11 protein-coding genes are annotated in these 15,285 nt (G+C 70.7%); 9 read left to right on the plus strand and 2 right to left on the minus strand.

Annotated features, from left to right (window positions below; translation table 11 throughout):
* Positions 1-108: 108 nt before the first annotated feature.
* Positions 109-1,209, minus strand: coding sequence for a serine hydrolase domain-containing protein (locus ACWD26_RS09890; RefSeq protein ID WP_451268074.1), 1,101 nt, complete (start codon positions 1,207-1,209; stop codon positions 109-111).
* 98 nt (positions 1,210-1,307) lie between these two features.
* Here ACWD26_RS09890 and ACWD26_RS09895 point away from each other — a divergent pair, with 98 nt between their 5' ends.
* The 3 genes from ACWD26_RS09895 to ACWD26_RS09905 all read left to right on the plus strand — a co-directional run bounded on the left by ACWD26_RS09895 (position 1,308) and on the right by ACWD26_RS09905 (position 5,748).
* Positions 1,308-1,583 (plus strand): hypothetical protein, encoded by a 276-nt coding sequence (locus ACWD26_RS09895; protein ID WP_451268076.1) that lies wholly within the window; start codon positions 1,308-1,310, stop codon positions 1,581-1,583.
* Between the two features lie 261 nt (positions 1,584-1,844).
* Entirely contained in the window at positions 1,845-4,118 is a 2,274-nt protein-coding gene (locus ACWD26_RS09900; RefSeq protein ID WP_451268078.1) for a serine/threonine-protein kinase, read from the plus strand.
* Between the two features lie 244 nt (positions 4,119-4,362).
* Positions 4,363-5,748: a glycoside hydrolase family 16 protein gene (locus ACWD26_RS09905; RefSeq protein WP_451268080.1), complete on the plus strand. Its 1,386-nt coding sequence runs from the start codon at positions 4,363-4,365 to the stop codon at positions 5,746-5,748.
* A gap of 75 nt (positions 5,749-5,823) precedes the next feature.
* On the opposite strand, the gene ACWD26_RS09910 is transcribed toward ACWD26_RS09905, so the two are convergent.
* Positions 5,824-6,711, minus strand: coding sequence for a helix-turn-helix domain-containing protein (locus ACWD26_RS09910; protein ID WP_451268082.1), 888 nt, complete (start codon positions 6,709-6,711; stop codon positions 5,824-5,826).
* A gap of 135 nt (positions 6,712-6,846) precedes the next feature.
* On the opposite strand from ACWD26_RS09910, the gene tkt reads away from it, so the two are divergent.
* The 6 genes from tkt to gnd are packed head-to-tail and all read left to right on the plus strand — an operon-like array spanning position 6,847 to position 15,113.
* Positions 6,847-8,898: a transketolase gene (gene tkt / locus ACWD26_RS09915; protein ID WP_451268084.1), complete on the plus strand. Its 2,052-nt coding sequence runs from the start codon at positions 6,847-6,849 to the stop codon at positions 8,896-8,898.
* A 19-nt stretch (positions 8,899-8,917) separates the two neighbouring features.
* Positions 8,918-10,099 (plus strand): transaldolase, encoded by a 1,182-nt coding sequence (gene tal / locus ACWD26_RS09920; RefSeq protein ID WP_451268086.1) that lies wholly within the window; start codon positions 8,918-8,920, stop codon positions 10,097-10,099.
* On the plus strand, positions 10,096-11,625 hold the full coding sequence (gene zwf, locus ACWD26_RS09925) for a glucose-6-phosphate dehydrogenase (RefSeq protein WP_451268088.1): 1,530 nt from the start codon (positions 10,096-10,098) through the stop codon (positions 11,623-11,625). The genes tal and zwf overlap by 4 nt, the downstream gene beginning before the upstream one ends.
* Entirely contained in the window at positions 11,622-12,554 is a 933-nt protein-coding gene (gene opcA, locus ACWD26_RS09930; protein WP_451268090.1) for a glucose-6-phosphate dehydrogenase assembly protein OpcA, read from the plus strand. The genes zwf and opcA overlap by 4 nt, the downstream gene beginning before the upstream one ends.
* The gene (gene pgi, locus ACWD26_RS09935; RefSeq protein WP_451268092.1) at positions 12,551-14,224 is read left to right on the plus strand and encodes a glucose-6-phosphate isomerase; all 1,674 of its coding nucleotides are present in this window, start codon (positions 12,551-12,553) and stop codon (positions 14,222-14,224) included. Before opcA ends, pgi begins: the two co-directional genes overlap by 4 nt.
* Positions 14,225-14,234: 10 nt before the next feature.
* Complete coding sequence (gene gnd / locus ACWD26_RS09940; RefSeq protein ID WP_451268554.1) at positions 14,235-15,113, plus strand: phosphogluconate dehydrogenase (NAD(+)-dependent, decarboxylating); 879 nt, start codon at positions 14,235-14,237, stop codon at positions 15,111-15,113.
* Positions 15,114-15,285 lie beyond the last annotated feature (172 nt).

Here is a 15,285-nt window from a genome sequence, read left to right on the forward strand (position 1 = left end):
GGTGGTGCCGCCGGTTCGGCAGCGGTGTCGATATCCAGTTGATATGCGGCCGTTACGGCTGTTACAGCCGTTGCGGTTGTTACCGCCGTTACGGCTGTGCCGTCGGGTTCAGGCCGACAGGCCCTCGTAGACGGCCGCGAGGACCATGAACGCCCGGTCGTCGCCGAGGCCGCCGTCGTCGATCATCTGGTTCATCACATACGCCACGGACATCCGGGCGTCGAGGTCGACCAGGACGATCGAGCCGCCCCAGCCGCCCCAGAAACAGGTGCGGGGGTTGGGCAGTTGGCCGCCGTTCAGGCCGTACCCCATGCCGTACCGCATCGGCACGCGCAGAACGCTGTCCGTGCCGTCGAACTGCTCCTCCAGGGCCCGTTCACACCCCTTCTCCGACAGCAGCCGCACCCCACGGGCCGCTCCGCCCGAGGCCAGCAGCGACTGCACGGCCGCGACCGAGCGGGCGTTGCCGTGGCCGTTCGCGGCCGGGATCTCGGCGCGCCGCCAGGCGGTCGTGTTGGCGATGCCGTCCGGCAGGTCCGGGTTGGGCGGCGGACCGCCACGGGGCGGGGAGGAGGGCGGCTCGAGGACCGGCGCGACGCGGTGGTCGTGCTCGGCGGCGAGCCCGACGTGGAAGTCGGCGCCCAGCGGGCCGGTGACCTCCTCGGCGAGGAAGGTGCCCAGGGTGCGGCCGGTGACCCGGCGGACGAGCTCCCCGAGCAGATACCCCTGGGTGACCGCGTGGTAGCCGGCCTCGGTGCCGGGCTCCCAGGCGGGGGTCTGCGCGGCGAGCCGGGAGGTGACCGTGGGCCAGTCGTACAGGTCCTCCAGCGTCGTCGGCGCGTCGAAGCGGGGCAGGCCGGCCGTGTGTGACAGCACATGACTGACGCGCACGTCCTCCTTGCCCGCCGCGGCGAACTCGGGCCAGTAAGCGGCCACCGGCGCGCTCAGGTCCAGCTCGCCCCGGTCGGCGAGCATCAGCACGCACAGGGCCGTCATCGTCTTGGTCGTGGACCAGACGTGGGTGATGGTGTCCCGCTCCCAGGGTGTGGTGCGCTCCGCGTCGGCGTACCCGCCCCACAGGTCGACCACCGGCTCGCCGTCCACGTACACGGCGACCGAGGCCCCCACGTCCTTGTCGTCCAGCGAAGCCGCCAGCGCCTCGCGCACCGGGGCGAAACGGTCCGTGCACGTGCCGTGAGTCTGCGCCATGGGGCGAAGCTAGCGGTTGCCCGGGAGCCGGGCCATCGAATAAACACCGGTCCCGTGACGGCAGTCGTTTCAACGCCGAGGACAGGCCGACTCCCTTCATGTGCGTCATCGTGGTGAGCGAGGCATGGACGCTGAGGACCGCGATGTCCCCGTCCGGTGGTGAGGCTGCCGAGCACTCCCAGGACGAGGTCGGCGTGCTCGGCGCTGCGGGCCCGCGTGGCGGCGATGGCCTCGGCGGAACGCGACAGCTTCCACGTCTCGTCGTGGTGCGAGGGCCGCGTATCGGTCTCCGGGATGGCCGGAAACGCGGCGTTCGCCGCGATGACCTGCTCGGCGGCGCGCCGGACGACATCGGTGACGGCCGGATTCCGTGAGAGGTCGCCAGGTCGGTGGCCTTCCGGAAGACCGGGCCGTGCTCATGGCCCGGATTGCGGCGTTCATCGAGATCCGAAACGGTGATGAACAGCTCGGGTGAGCGGACCGTCGACGCACCGGCGGGCCTCGACGGCCGGCACCGGTCCTGGGCGGGCCGGTGGGCCGGAAGCGTTCTCCAGGGCCCTTGGTCCGACGCCCCTTCCCGTATCCCCTAGGCTGATCCGCCGCAGCTGCCGGACGAATTCAGAGCGTGGTGGGAAATGCCGCTGAGGGACGACGATCCCACCGTCATAGGCGAGTACGTCCTGGAGGACCGGCTCGGCTCCGGTGGCATGGGAGTCGTCTATCTCGCCCGGTCGGCGTCGGGGCGGCTGGTCGCGCTCAAGCTGGTGCACTCCCAGTACCGCGACGACGAGGAGTTCCGCTCCCGGTTCCGGCAGGAGGTCGCGGCGGCGCGCCGGGTGAGCGGCGCGTTCACCACCCCCGTCGTGGATGCCGACCCCGAGGCCGTCCGGCCCTGGATGGCGACGCAGTACGTGCCGGGGCCGACGCTCGCCGATCTGGTGCGTGACGAGGGCCCGTTGGGCATGGCCCGGGTCCGGGGTCTCGCGCTCGGGCTCGTCGAGGCGCTGCGGGACATCCATCGGGTGGGTGTCGTGCACCGGGACCTGAAGCCGGGGAACGTCCTGATGGCCGAGGACGGTCCGCGCGTCATCGACTTCGGCATCTCGCGGGCCGTCGACAACCTGCCCCTCACCGTGACCGGGCGGGTGATCGGCACACCGCCGTTCATGTCGCCGGAGCAGTTGCGCTCGCCGAGGGACGTCACCGAGGCCTCGGACGTGTTCTCCCTGGGGTCGCTGCTGGTGTACGCGGCCAGCGGGCACAGCCCGTTCAAGGCCGAGAGCCCGTATCTGGCGGGCTACCAGGTCATGTTCGAGTCCCCGAAGCTGGACGCGGTGCCCGAGCCGTTGCGGAGCGTCGCCGAGCGCTGCCTGGACAAGGACCCGGCGGGCCGCCCGGACCTCGCCGAACTGCACCGCCTGTTCCTGGAGTTGCCCGCCTCGTCCGACACCGGCCACCTCGTCGCCGGCCCGGCACCCGGGCCGCTCGACCGGCCCACGGACCTCGGGCGCACAGACGCCGGACGGGCGGACGACAGGACCGCGAACGACCTACCGGCGGACAACAGGACCGCGAACGACCGACCGGCTGACGGTCGACCGGCTGACCGCCGCGGCGCGCGCCGCCGCGTCAAACGGCAGCTGCTCCTCGTCGGCCTCGGCGCCGCCGTCACCGTCTCCGCGCTGGGCGCCGCGCTGCTCGTGTACGCGCAGGCCGAGGACAGCACGACGTCGTCCGGCACCGACACCGCGGTCGACTACCGCTCCGTGTCGCTCCCCAAGGGCTGGCAGCCGTGGCGCACACCGCTGCGGGCCGACAGCGGCCTCCCCTCCGAGTACGTTCCGATCAACTACGGCGAAACGGGGTGCCGGACGGACGGGACGGACCTGTACTGCGGCGGTACGGGCTTCGTCGTCGCGAAGGTGGACGCCGCCACCGGGGAGCCGGGGTGGCGGTACGGCACCCTGCCGCAGACCGCCCGGCCCATCGGCGTGCGCGACGGCCTGGTCTTCGTCTACACGGAACCCGACACCACCCAGCGGCGCTTGGTGGCCCTGGACACCCGGACCGGGAAGGAGCGGTGGACCCGGTCCATCAGTGCGAGCGAGGCGGCCCCGCTCTACGACGGCGGCATCCTCACCCTCACGCCCGACCACCGGCAGGTGGTCGCCCACTCCACGGCGGGCGACGAGCTGTGGCGCTCGCCCGTGCCCGGAGCGGTCAACTGCGTTCCCTCGGCGCTCGGCGAGGCCCCGTACGCACTGTGCTGGAAGGGCGACGACTTCCTCGACACCCGCCCGTTCACGCTCGTACGGCTCGATCCGGACGACGGCGCGCGGCGGGAGCTCGCCGCGCTGCCCAAGAAGTCGCTCGCCCTGGGCGCCGTCGACGGACGGCCGCTGTTCCTCAAGGCGCAGACCACCGAAGAGGTGTACCAGGCGGGGTACGAGCGGCCGTACGACGCGTTCCTGCGGGTGGACCCGGACACCGGCGAGACCACCCGGATCCCGCTCGAGCGGGCGTTGCGCGGCGCGGCGACGCTCGTGGACGGGGTCGTGTACTTCGTGCGGACCAACGGGTCGGTCACCGCCGTGTCGGCGACGAGCGGCAAGGAGCTGTGGGAACGGACCACCGACATGGAGAACCTGTCCGCTCCGGTGGTGTCGGCGGCCCGCGACGAGATCTACTTCGCCAACCGGTTCGGCCGGCTGCTGGCCCTGGACAGCGGCACGGGCGCCGAGTTGTGGCGTACGGACGCGCTGGACGACCCGGGGGACATCGCGGCCGAGACGCCGCCCCGTGTCCTGCTCGTGGACGACGCGATCGTGGCGACGGCCGGGGACACGGCGTTCTCCGTACGCCCGGACGAGCCGAAGGCCCGGCCATCCGCGTCCGCCGCCGGGGACTGACCGTCACCGGCGGGGACCCGACCGGTCGTCGCCTCGCCGCCTCGGGGCACCGCCGGGATCGGCCGATCTTCACATCGTGAACTCGCCCCCGCCATACGGACTTTCTCCGCTTTAACTCTTGACGACCGCAGCGCCGGAGCGCACATTGACCGCACGCTCTTCTTCTGAGAGCGCTCTCAGGACGGGACTCCACGGAGCGCTCCCCCACCCGCGCACTTCACTCCGTACACCCGAAGAGGCCGCAATGAGTGAAACCTCCGGCACACCCCGCAGACGTCGCCCGCTCCGGCGCGTGTTCCTCGCCATGGCCGCCGCGGTGGCGCTGGCCACGGCCTGGACGACGACCGCCGAGGGCGCCGCCCCCACACCGCCCGCCGGCTGGACCCAGGTCTTCGTCGACGACTTCAACGGCACCGCCGGCACCGGCGTCAACACCTCCAACTGGCAGTACGCAACCGGCACTTCGTATCCGGGCGGCCCCGCCAACTGGGGCACCGGCGAGGTCGAGACGATGACGAACAGCACCAGCAACGTCTCGCTCGACGGCAACGGCAATCTGCGGATCACCCCGCTGCGTGACTCGGCGGGCAGGTGGACCTCGGGCCGTATCGAGACCAACCGCACCGACTTCCAGCCCCCGGCGGGCGGCAAGCTGCGGGTCGAGTCCCGGCTCCAGATGCCGAACGTCACGGGCACGGCCGCCGAGGGCTACTGGCCCGCGTTCTGGATGCTGGGCGCGCCCTACCGGGGCAACTACCAGAACTGGCCGAGCGTGGGCGAGCTGGACATCATGGAGAACGTCCAGGGCCGCAACCAGGTCTGGGCCACGATGCACTGCGGCACCAACCCGGGCGGCCCGTGCAACGAGACGACCGGCATCGGCAACTCCACCGCGTGCCCCAACACGACCTGCCAGTCGGGCTTCCACACCTACACCATGGAGTGGGACCGCTCGGTGACCCCGGAGACCATCCGGTTCTTCGTCGACGGCACCCGGTTCCACTCGGTCAACGCGAGCCAGGTGGACGCGACGACCTGGAACAACGCCACCAACCACGGCTTCTTCATCATCCTCAACGTGGCGATGGGCGGCGCCTTCCCCGACGCGTTCGGCGGTGGCCTGGACGGCGACACCCGATCCGGTGTCCCCATGGTCGTCGACTATGTGCAGGTACTGTCGGCAGCCGGGGGCACCACCACTCCGCCCCCGACGGGCACCCGTGACGCGTACAGCGCGATCCAGGCCGAGTCGTACAACAGCCAGAGCGGCACCCTCACCGAGAGCACGACCGACACCGGCGGCGGCCAGAACATCGGCTCGCTCGCCAACGGCGACTGGGCGCTGTTCCAGAACGTCGACTTCGGCTCCACGGCCGCCACCCAGTTCGTCGCCCGGGTGGCCTCCGGCGCGGGCGCCGGGGTGAGCGGCCTGGTCGAGGTCAGACTCGACAGCCGTACGAGCACACCGGTCGGGAGTTTCTCCCTCGCCAACACCGGGGGCTGGCAGTCCTGGCGGACGGTGCCCGCGAACATCAGCGGGGTCACCGGCACCCATGACGTCTATCTGACCTTCACGAGCGGCCAGCCGCAGGACTTCGTGAATGTGAACTGGTTCAACTTCGGCCGCTGAGCGGCACGTCGGCACTGTCGCCGAGGGGCTTCGCGCACGCGCGCGGAGCCCCTCGGCGCGTTCCCGCCCGGAGGGTCACCGCAGCTCCGCCCGGAACGCCGCCGGGGCCGTCCCGGTGTGCAGCTGGAAGAACTTGGAGAAGTTCGCGGCGTCGGGGAAACCGACGGCCACACCGACGCGGCCGATCGGCAGGTCCGTGTGGGCCAGCAGGCGTTTGGCCTCCAGGACGACCCGTTTGTCTATGAAGCCCTTGGGTGTCTCGCCGGTCGCGGCGCGGACCGCGCGGACGAGCGTGCGGCGGGAGCAGCCGAGGGCGTCGGCGTACGCGCTGACACTGTGGTTGGTGGGGAAGCCCTGTTCGACGGCGTCCCGGAAACGGGTGAAGGTGGTGTCGTCGGGCCGGCTCGCCGGCGCGGCCGACGCCGCCGCGAGATGGGCGAGCCGCAGCAGAAAGGCCGTCAGGGTGTGCCGCAGCACGGCGGTGTGCAGGCTGGGCGGCAGGGTGATGGTGTCGACGTACTCACGTTCCAGCTGGGCCAACGAGGCGCGCAGGCCCGCCAGTTGGGCCTTGTCGGGGTGGAGCAGGGGCGGCAGGTCGTAGCGGTAGAGGCCGGTCGCCTCGACGGTCGCGCGGGGCAGGAAGCCCGGTTGCATGGTGAGGACGGTCCCGCGGTACTCGGTGACGCGTGAGAAGCGATGCACCTGCCCCGGGCGGATCCACAGCAGTTCGCCCGCGCCCACCTCGTACTCGGTGAAGTCGATCATGTGGCGGACCGGGCCGCCGTCGAACAGCATCACCGCGTGGAAGTCGATGCGGTGGACCCCTTCCAGAGGAATGTCCGCACGCCAGGGTCCTCGGTCGTCCATCGGGCCGACCTGCACACCGACGCCGGAGAGGCTGCGGTCGACGGGGAACGGGAAGGTTCTGATCCGGTCGCCGTCTCGGGCGTCTGTGTCCGTCATGTTCTCGCTGCCACCTCGTCGGTGTCCCAGTTTCACCGAAGGCTGGCACACCACCACCTTCCCCGACAAAAGTCGGACTTTTACTTTTGAAGACCCCAGAGCATTTCCGCCGTCTCTCTCGAGGACTTCTTGAAGATGAACTGGACAGAACTCGACCGGCGCGCCGTCGACACCGCCCGACTGCTGGCCGCCGACGCCGTACAGAAGGCCGGCAACGGCCATCCGGGAACGGCGATGAGCCTCGCGCCCGCCGCGTACACGCTCTTTCAGAAAGTGATGCGTCACGATCCCGCCGATCCCGAGTGGACCGGCCGGGACCGCTTCGTCCTCTCCCCCGGTCACACCTCGCTGACCCTCTACACGCAGCTCTTCCTCGCCGGGTACGAACTGGGGCTGGACGACCTCAAGGCGTTCCGCACCCATGGCTCGAAGACGCCGGGCCACCCCGAGTACGGTCACACCGCCGGGGTCGAGACCACCACCGGCCCGCTGGGCCAGGGTGTCGCCAACGCCGTCGGCATGGCGATGGCCACCCGCTACGAGCGCGGTCTGTTCGACCCGGACGCTCCCGAGGGGACGTCCCCGTTCGACCACACCGTCTGGGCGATCGTCTCCGACGGCGACCTGGAGGAGGGCATCTCCGCCGAGGCCTCCTCGCTGGCGGGCCACCAGAAGCTCGGCAACCTCGTCTTCCTGTACGACGACAACCACATCTCCATCGAGGGCGACACGGCCACCGCGTTCTCCGAGGACGTGCTGAAGCGGTACGAGGCGTACGGCTGGCACGTGCAGCGGATCGAACCCGCGTTCAACGGCAACATCGATGTACACGCCCTGTACGACGCGCTGCTGACGGCGCGGGAGGAGACCTCGCGTCCCTCGATCATCGCGATGCGCACGATCATCGCCTGGCCGGCCCCGAACGCCCAGAACACCGAGGCCTCGCACGGCTCGGCGCTCGGTGAGGACGAGGTCGCGGCGACCAAGCGGGTCCTCGGCTTCGACGCGGACAGGACCTTCGAGGTCGCGGACGACGTCCTCGCCCACACGCGGCGGGCCCTGGACCGGGGCGCGGAGGCGCACGCCGCCTGGGACAAGCGGATCGCCGAGTGGCGGGCCGCCGCCCCCGAACGGGCCAGGCTCTTCGACCGGATGGTCGCGGGCCGGCTGCCCGAGGGCTGGGAGCAGGCGCTGCCCGTCTTCGAGGAGGGCACGTCCGTCGCGACCCGGGCCGCGTCCGGCAAGGTGCTCCAGGCGCTCGGCGCGGTCCTCCCCGAGCTGTGGGGCGGCTCCGCCGACCTCGCCGGCTCGAACAACACGACCATCGACAAGACATCGTCCTTCCTCCCGGCGGACAACCCGCTCCCGGAGGCCGACCCGTACGGCCGGACCATCCACTTCGGCATCCGTGAGCACGCCATGGCCGCCGAGATGAACGGCATCGCCCTGCACGGCAACACGCGTGTCTACGGCGGCACGTTCCTGGTCTTCTCCGACTACATGCGCAACGCCGTACGGCTCTCCGCGCTGATGCAGCTCCCGGTGACCTACGTCTGGACGCACGACTCCATCGGTCTCGGCGAGGACGGCCCCACCCATCAGCCGGTCGAACACCTGGCCTCCCTGCGGGCCATCCCCGGGCTGAACATCGTCCGCCCGGCCGACGCCAACGAGACCGCGATCGCCTGGGCCGAGATCCTCGAGCGGCACGCCACGAAGCCGGCCCCGCACGGGCTGGCGCTGACGCGCCAGGGCGTGCCGACCTACGAGCCCAACCCCCTGGCTGCCAAGGGCGGTTACGTCCTGCGGGAGGCCTCGGCCGGAACCCCGGACGTCATCCTGATCGCCACGGGCTCGGAGGTGCACCTGGCCGTCGCCGCGCGCGAGCGGCTGGAGGCCGAGGGGGTGGGGACGCGGGTGGTGTCGATGCCGTCGGTGGAGTGGTTCGAGGAACAGTCGCGCGACTACCGCGAGAGCGTGCTGCCGCCGTCCGTGAAGGCCCGCGTGGCGGTCGAGGCGGGGATCGGTCTGACCTGGTACCGGTACGTCGGTGACCACGGCCGCATCGTCTCGCTGGAGCACTTCGGCGCCTCCGCCGACGCGAAGACCCTGTTCGCCGAGTACGGCTTCACCCCCGAGAACGTCGTCACCGCCGCGAGGGAATCACTCCGCTCCGTCCGCGGTTGATGCGAGCGCCTGAAGGAAGATGATCATTGTGACCACCGAACCGACCGTGACGACCACCGTCACGGAACCCCTGAAGCGCCTCTCCGACGAGGGCGTCTCCGTCTGGCTGGACGACCTCTCCCGCGAGCGCATCACCTCCGGCAACCTCGCGCGGCTCGTCGAGGAGAGGCATGTCGTCGGCGTGACCACCAACCCGTCCATCTTCCAGGCCGCCATCGGCTCCGGACAGGGCTACGAGGACCAGCTCGCCGACCTCGCCCTGCGCGGCGTGACGGTCGACGAGGCCGTACGGATGATGACGACCGCCGACGTCCGCGCCGCCGCCGACGTCCTGCGCCCGGTGTACGACGCGACGGCGGGGCGGGACGGCCGGGTGTCCATCGAGGTCGACCCCCGGCTGGCCCACGACACGGCGGCGACGGTCGCCGAGGCCAAGCAGCTCGCCTGGCTCGTCGACCGCCCGAACGTGATGATCAAGATCCCGGCGACGAAGGCCGGTCTCCCGGCGATCACCGAGGTCATCGGGCTCGGCATCAGCGTCAACGTCACGCTGATCTTCTCGCTGGAGCGCCACCACGAGGTGATGCACGCCTATCTGGCGGGCCTGGAGAAGGCGCAGTCGGCGGGCCTGGACCTGTCCGCCATCCACTCCGTCGCCTCCTTCTTCGTCTCCCGCGTCGACAGCGAGGTCGACAAGCGGCTCACCCTGCTGGGCACCGACGAGGCCCTCGCCCTCCGAGGCCGCGCGGCCCTCGCCAACGCCCGGCTCGCCTACGAGGCGTACGAAGAGGTGTTCGGCCAGGCCGACAACTCGGCCCACCCCGGCAGCCGCTGGACCGCCCTCGCCGGGGCCCGGGCCAACAAGCAGCGTCCACTGTGGGCCTCGACCGGCGTGAAGGACCCGGCCTACAAGGACACGCTCTACGTGGACGAACTGGTCGCGCCGGGCACCGTCAACACGATGCCGCAGGCCACGCTCGACGCGACCGCGGATCACGGCGTCATCCAGGGGAACTCGGTGAGCGGCGGCTACGCACAGGCCCGCGCCGACCTCGCGGCCGTGGAGGCGCTCGGCGTCTCCTACGACGAGGTCGTGCGGCTGCTGGAGAACGAGGGCGTCGCCAAGTTCGAGGCGGCGTGGCAGGACCTGCTGGACGTGGTGGCGAAGTCCTTGAACAGCAAGGGAGTTGATGGGGAATGACCGCCGAGTGGCTCAACCCGCTCCGGGACGCGCGCGACCGCCGGCTCCCGAGGATCGCGGGCCCGTCCGGGCTCGTCATCTTCGGGGTGACCGGTGACCTGTCTCGCAAGAAGCTGATGCCGGCCGTGTACGACCTGGCCAACCGGGGTCTGCTGCCGCCGGGTTTCTCCCTCGTCGGTTTCGCCCGCCGGGACTGGGAGGACGAGGACTTCGCGCAGATCGTGCACGACGCGGTCCGTGAGCACGCCCGCACCGAGTTCCGCGAGGAGGTCTGGCAGCAGCTCGCCGAGGGGATGCGGTTCATCCCGGGCGACTTCGGCGACGACGAGGCGTTCAAGCGGCTCCGCGAGTCGGTCGAGGAGCTGGACGCCTCCCGGGGCACGGGCGGCAACTTCGCGTTCTATCTCTCCGTACCGCCGAAGTTCTTCCCGAAGGTCGTCAAGCAGCTCAAGAAGCACGGGCTGGCCAGTCCGCCCGAGGGCTCCTGGCGGCGGGCGGTCATCGAAAAGCCGTTCGGCCACGACCTGGCGAGCGCGTGCGAGCTGAACGCGGTCGTGCACGACGTGTTCGACCCGGAGCAGGTCTTCCGCATCGATCACTACCTGGGCAAGGAGACCGTCCAGAACATCCTGGCGCTGCGCTTCGCCAACCAGATGTACGAGCCCATCTGGAACCGGAGTTACGTCGACCACGTGCAGATCACGATGGCCGAGGACATCGGCATCGGCGGTCGCGCCGGGTACTACGACGGCATCGGCTCGGCCCGTGACGTCATCCAGAACCACCTGCTCCAACTGCTGGCCCTGACCGCCATGGAGGAACCGGCCGCGTTCGACGCCGAGTCCCTGCTGGCCGAGAAGCTCAAGGCGCTCAAGGCGGTGCGGCTGCCGGAGGACCTGGGCCGGCACACCGTGCGTGGCCAGTACGCGGCCGGCTGGCAGGGCGGCGAGCGGGTGCTCGGCTATCTGGAGGAGGAAGGCATCGACCGTTCCTCCACCACGGACACGTACGCGGCGATCAAGCTGGGCATCGACAACCGCCGTTGGGCGGGTGTCCCCTTCTACCTGCGCACGGGCAAGCGCCTCGGCCGCCGGGTCACCGAGATCGCGGTCGTCTTCCAGCGCGCCCCGCACTCCCCGTTCGACTCCACGGCCACCGAGGAGCTGGGGCAGAACGCGATCGTCATCCGGGTGCAGCCGGACGAGGGGATGACCGTGCGCTTCGGTTCGAAGGTGCCGGGTACCTCGATGGAGATCCGGGACGTCACCATGGACTTCGCGTACGGCGAGTCGTTCACGGAGTCCAGCCCGGAGGCGTACGAACGGCTGATCCTGGATGTGCTGCTCGGCGACGCCAACCTCTTCCCCCGCCACCAGGAGGTGGAGGAGTCCTGGAAGATCCTCGACCCGATCGAGGAGTACTGGGCCAAGCAGGGCAGGCCCGCGCAGTACGCCTCGGGCAGTTGGGGCCCCGAGGAAGCGGACGAGATGCTCGCACGAGACGGACGGAGCTGGCGCAGGCCATGAAATTCGACCTGACGGACACCACGGCAAGCAAGATCAACAAGGCCCTGGTGCAGGGCCGCCGGGCCATCGGCACGCCCGCCGTGGGCATGGTCCTCACGATGGTGATCGTGACGGACGAGGAGAACGCGTACGACTCGATCAAGGCGGCCGAGGAGGCCTCGCACGAGCACCCCTCGCGCACCCTGGTCGTCATCAAGCGGCACGCCCGCACCCCGAAGGACCGCACGAAGTCGCATCTGGACGCCGAGGTGCGGGTCGGCGCCGACGCGGGCACCGGCGAGACGGTCGTGCTGCGGACGTACGGCGAGGTGTCCGACCACGCCGACTCAGTGGTCCTGCCGCTGCTGCTGCCGGACGCGCCCGTCGTCGTCTGGTGGCCGGTGGACGCGCCGGAGCACCCGGCGAAGGACCCGCTGGGCGCGCTCGCCCAGCGCCGGATCACCGACATGTACGCCGTGGAGACCCCGCTCGCCGCGCTCGAACAGCGGGTCGCCTCCTACACCCCCGGGGACACCGACCTCGCCTGGACCCGGCTGACGCCCTGGCGTTCGATGCTGGCGGCCGCCCTCGACCAGGCCAAGGAGACCATCACCTCGGCCGCCGTGGAGAGCGAGGCCGACAACCCGAGCGCCGAACTGCTGGCGCGCTGGCTGGAGGCCCGCCTCGGCGTCTGCGTCGAGCGCGTCCTGACCGCCGGGCCCGTCGTGACGGGTGTGCGGCTCGGCACCGCGAAGGGCGAGATCGTCATCGACCGCCCCGAGGGCCCGCTCGCCACGCTCACCCTGCCGGGCCAGCCGTCCCGCACCCTCGCCCTGAAGGTGCGCGCCACCTCCGAGCTGATCGCGGAGGAGCTGCGGCGCCTGGACGCCGACGAGATGTACGCCGTCGCCCTGCGCGGCGGCGAGGGCGACGGGGAGGCGGCCGCGTGACTGACACGCCCCGGCTCGACCGGCGCCCCGAGTGGGCGGAGTTGGAGGACCATCGCGCGGGCCCGCTGCTCCAGCCGGACCTGCGCGAGCTGTTCGCGACGGACCCCGGTCGGGCGGAACGGTACGTCGTCCGGGTCGGCGATCTCCGCGTCGACTACTCCAAGCACCTCGTCACCGACGAGACCCTCGCCCTCCTCCAGGAACTGGCCGTCGCCACCGACGTGTTCGGGCTGCGGGACGCCATGTTCCGCGGCGAGCGCATCAATGTCACGGAGGACCGGGCCGTCCTCCACACCGCGCTGCGCGCCCCCCGTGACGCGGTCGTCGAGGTGGACGGCGAGAACGTGGTGCCGAAGGTGCACGCCGTCCTCGACCAGATGGCCGCCTTCGCCGACCGGGTCCGCTCCGGCGACTGGACCGGCCACACCGGACGCCGTATCCGCAACGTCGTCAACATCGGCATCGGCGGCTCCGACCTGGGCCCGGCGATGGCGTACGAGGCGCTGCGGGCGTACACGGACCGGGCGCTGACCGTGCGGTTCGTGTCGAACGTGGACGGGGCCGACCTGCACGAGGCGGTCCGGGACCTGGATCCGGCCGAGACGTTGTTCGTCGTGGCGTCCAAGACCTTCACCACGATCGAGACGATCACCAACGCCACCTCGGCGCGTTCCTGGCTGCTGGCCGGGCTCGGCGGGGAGGACAAGGCGGTGGCGAAGCACTTCGTGGCGCTGTCGACGAACGCCGGGAAGGTCGCCGAGTTCGGCATCGACCCGGACAACATGTTCGCGTTCTGGGACTGGGTCGGCGGACGCTACTCCTTCGACTCCGCGATCGGTCTGTCGCTGATGATCGCGATCGGCCCGGAGCGGTTCCAGGAGATGCTCGACGGCTTCCGGGTCGTCGACGAGCACTTCCGTACGGCACCCGCCGAGGCCAACGCACCACTGCTACTGGGCCTGTTGGGGGTCTGGTACAACGACTTCTTCCACGCCCAGGCACACGCCGTACTGCCGTACTCGCACTATCTCTCCCAGTTCACGGCCTATCTGCAGCAGTTGGACATGGAGTCGAACGGCAAGTCCGTGGACCGGTCCGGCCAACCGGTCAACTGGCAGACGGGTCCGGTCGTCTGGGGTACGCCGGGCACCAACGGGCAGCACGCGTACTACCAGTTGCTCCACCAGGGCACCAGGCTGATCCCGGCCGACCTCATCGGTTTCGCCCGCCCGGTCGCCGAGCTCGCTCCCGAACTCGCCGCACAGCACGACCTGTTGATGGCCAACCTCTTCGCGCAGGGCCAGGCACTGGCCTTCGGCAAGACGGCGGAGGAGGTACGGGCGGAGGGGGTGCCCGAGGAGCAGGTGCCGCACCGCACGTTCCGTGGCAACCGGCCGACGACGACGATCCTGGCGCCGGAGCTGACCCCGTCGGTACTGGGCCAGCTGATCGCGCTGTACGAGCACAAGGTGTTCGTCCAGGGCGCGATCTGGGACATCGACTCCTTCGACCAGTGGGGTGTCGAGCTGGGCAAGGTCCTCGCCAGGCGGGTGGAGCCCGCTCTGACCGAGGGCGCCGACGTGCCCGGGCTCGATCCCTCGACGGCCGCGCTGGTGGCCGCCTATCGCACCCTTCGAAACGTTCGTGACGCTCAGGGAGAAGTGAACTGACATGACCGCGATGCAGCTGGGCCTGATCGGTCTCGGCAAGATGGGCGGCAACATGCGCGAGCGGATCCGCCGCGCCGGCCACACCGTCGTCGGCTACGACCGCAACCCCGACGTCTCCGACGTGGGCAGCCTGGCCGAACTGGTCGAGCGCCTCGACGGACCGCGCACGATCTGGGTGATGGTCCCCGCCGGCGGCGCCACCCAGTCCGTCATCGACGAGCTGGCGGAACTGCTGTCGCCCGGTGACACCGTCGTCGACGGCGGCAACTCCCGCTGGACGGACGACGAGAAGCACGCCGCCGAGCTGGGCGAGAAGGGCATCGGCTTCGTCGACGCGGGCGTCTCCGGTGGTGTGTGGGGCCTGAAGAACGGCTACGCCCTGATGGTCGGCGGCGACAAGGAGCACGTGGAGCGGCTCCAGCCGATCTTCGAGGCGCTCAAGCCGGAGGGGCCGTACGGCTATGTGCACGCCGGCAAGGTCGGCGCCGGGCACTTCTCCAAGATGGTCCACAACGGCATCGAGTACGCCATGATGCAGGCCTACGCCGAGGGGTGGGAGCTGCTGGAGACCGTGGACTCCGTCACGGACGTCCGCGAGGTCTTCCGCTCCTGGCAGGACGGCACCGTCATCCGCTCGTGGCTGCTCGACCTCGCCGTCAACGCTCTCGACGAGGACGAGCACCTGAAGAAGCTGCGCGGCTACGCCGAGGACTCCGGCGAGGGGCGGTGGACGGTCGAGGCCGCCATCGACCACGCCGTGCCGCTGCCGGCGATCACGGCGTCACTGTTCTCCCGCTTCGCCTCGCGTCAGGACGACTCGCCGCAGATGAAGATGATCGCGGCGCTCCGGAACCAGTTCGGGGGGCACGCGGTGGAGTCCTCGAAGTAGGGGCCCGCCGCCCTTGCTCCTGCTCCGCCCTCACTCCTGCTCCTCCCCTCGTCTCCGGAACCCGCCTCAGCCCCTCGCCCCCGTCGTTCGCGTCCCTGGAGCGGCGGGGGCGAGACGTACCTCCGGTGCTAACGGTCGTGGTCGTGGTCCTGGCCGGCGTCGTGCCGGTCGT

This window comes from Streptomyces sp. NPDC002787 (genome assembly GCF_053592095.1).

Coding starts and splice junctions, on each gene's coding strand:
- ACWD26_RS09890 (WP_451268074.1), bottom strand. CDS start 1,209: ATGGCGCAGACTCACGGCACGTGCACGGACCGTTTCGCCCCGGTGCGC.
- ACWD26_RS09895 (WP_451268076.1), top strand. CDS start 1,308: ATGTGCGTCATCGTGGTGAGCGAGGCATGGACGCTGAGGACCGCGATG.
- ACWD26_RS09900 (WP_451268078.1), top strand. CDS start 1,845: ATGCCGCTGAGGGACGACGATCCCACCGTCATAGGCGAGTACGTCCTG.
- ACWD26_RS09905 (WP_451268080.1), top strand. CDS start 4,363: ATGAGTGAAACCTCCGGCACACCCCGCAGACGTCGCCCGCTCCGGCGC.
- ACWD26_RS09910 (WP_451268082.1), bottom strand. CDS start 6,711: ATGACGGACACAGACGCCCGAGACGGCGACCGGATCAGAACCTTCCCG.
- tkt (WP_451268084.1), top strand. CDS start 6,847: ATGAACTGGACAGAACTCGACCGGCGCGCCGTCGACACCGCCCGACTG.
- tal (WP_451268086.1), top strand. CDS start 8,918: ATGATCATTGTGACCACCGAACCGACCGTGACGACCACCGTCACGGAA.
- zwf (WP_451268088.1), top strand. CDS start 10,096: ATGACCGCCGAGTGGCTCAACCCGCTCCGGGACGCGCGCGACCGCCGG.
- opcA (WP_451268090.1), top strand. CDS start 11,622: ATGAAATTCGACCTGACGGACACCACGGCAAGCAAGATCAACAAGGCC.
- gnd (WP_451268554.1), top strand. CDS start 14,235: ATGCAGCTGGGCCTGATCGGTCTCGGCAAGATGGGCGGCAACATGCGC.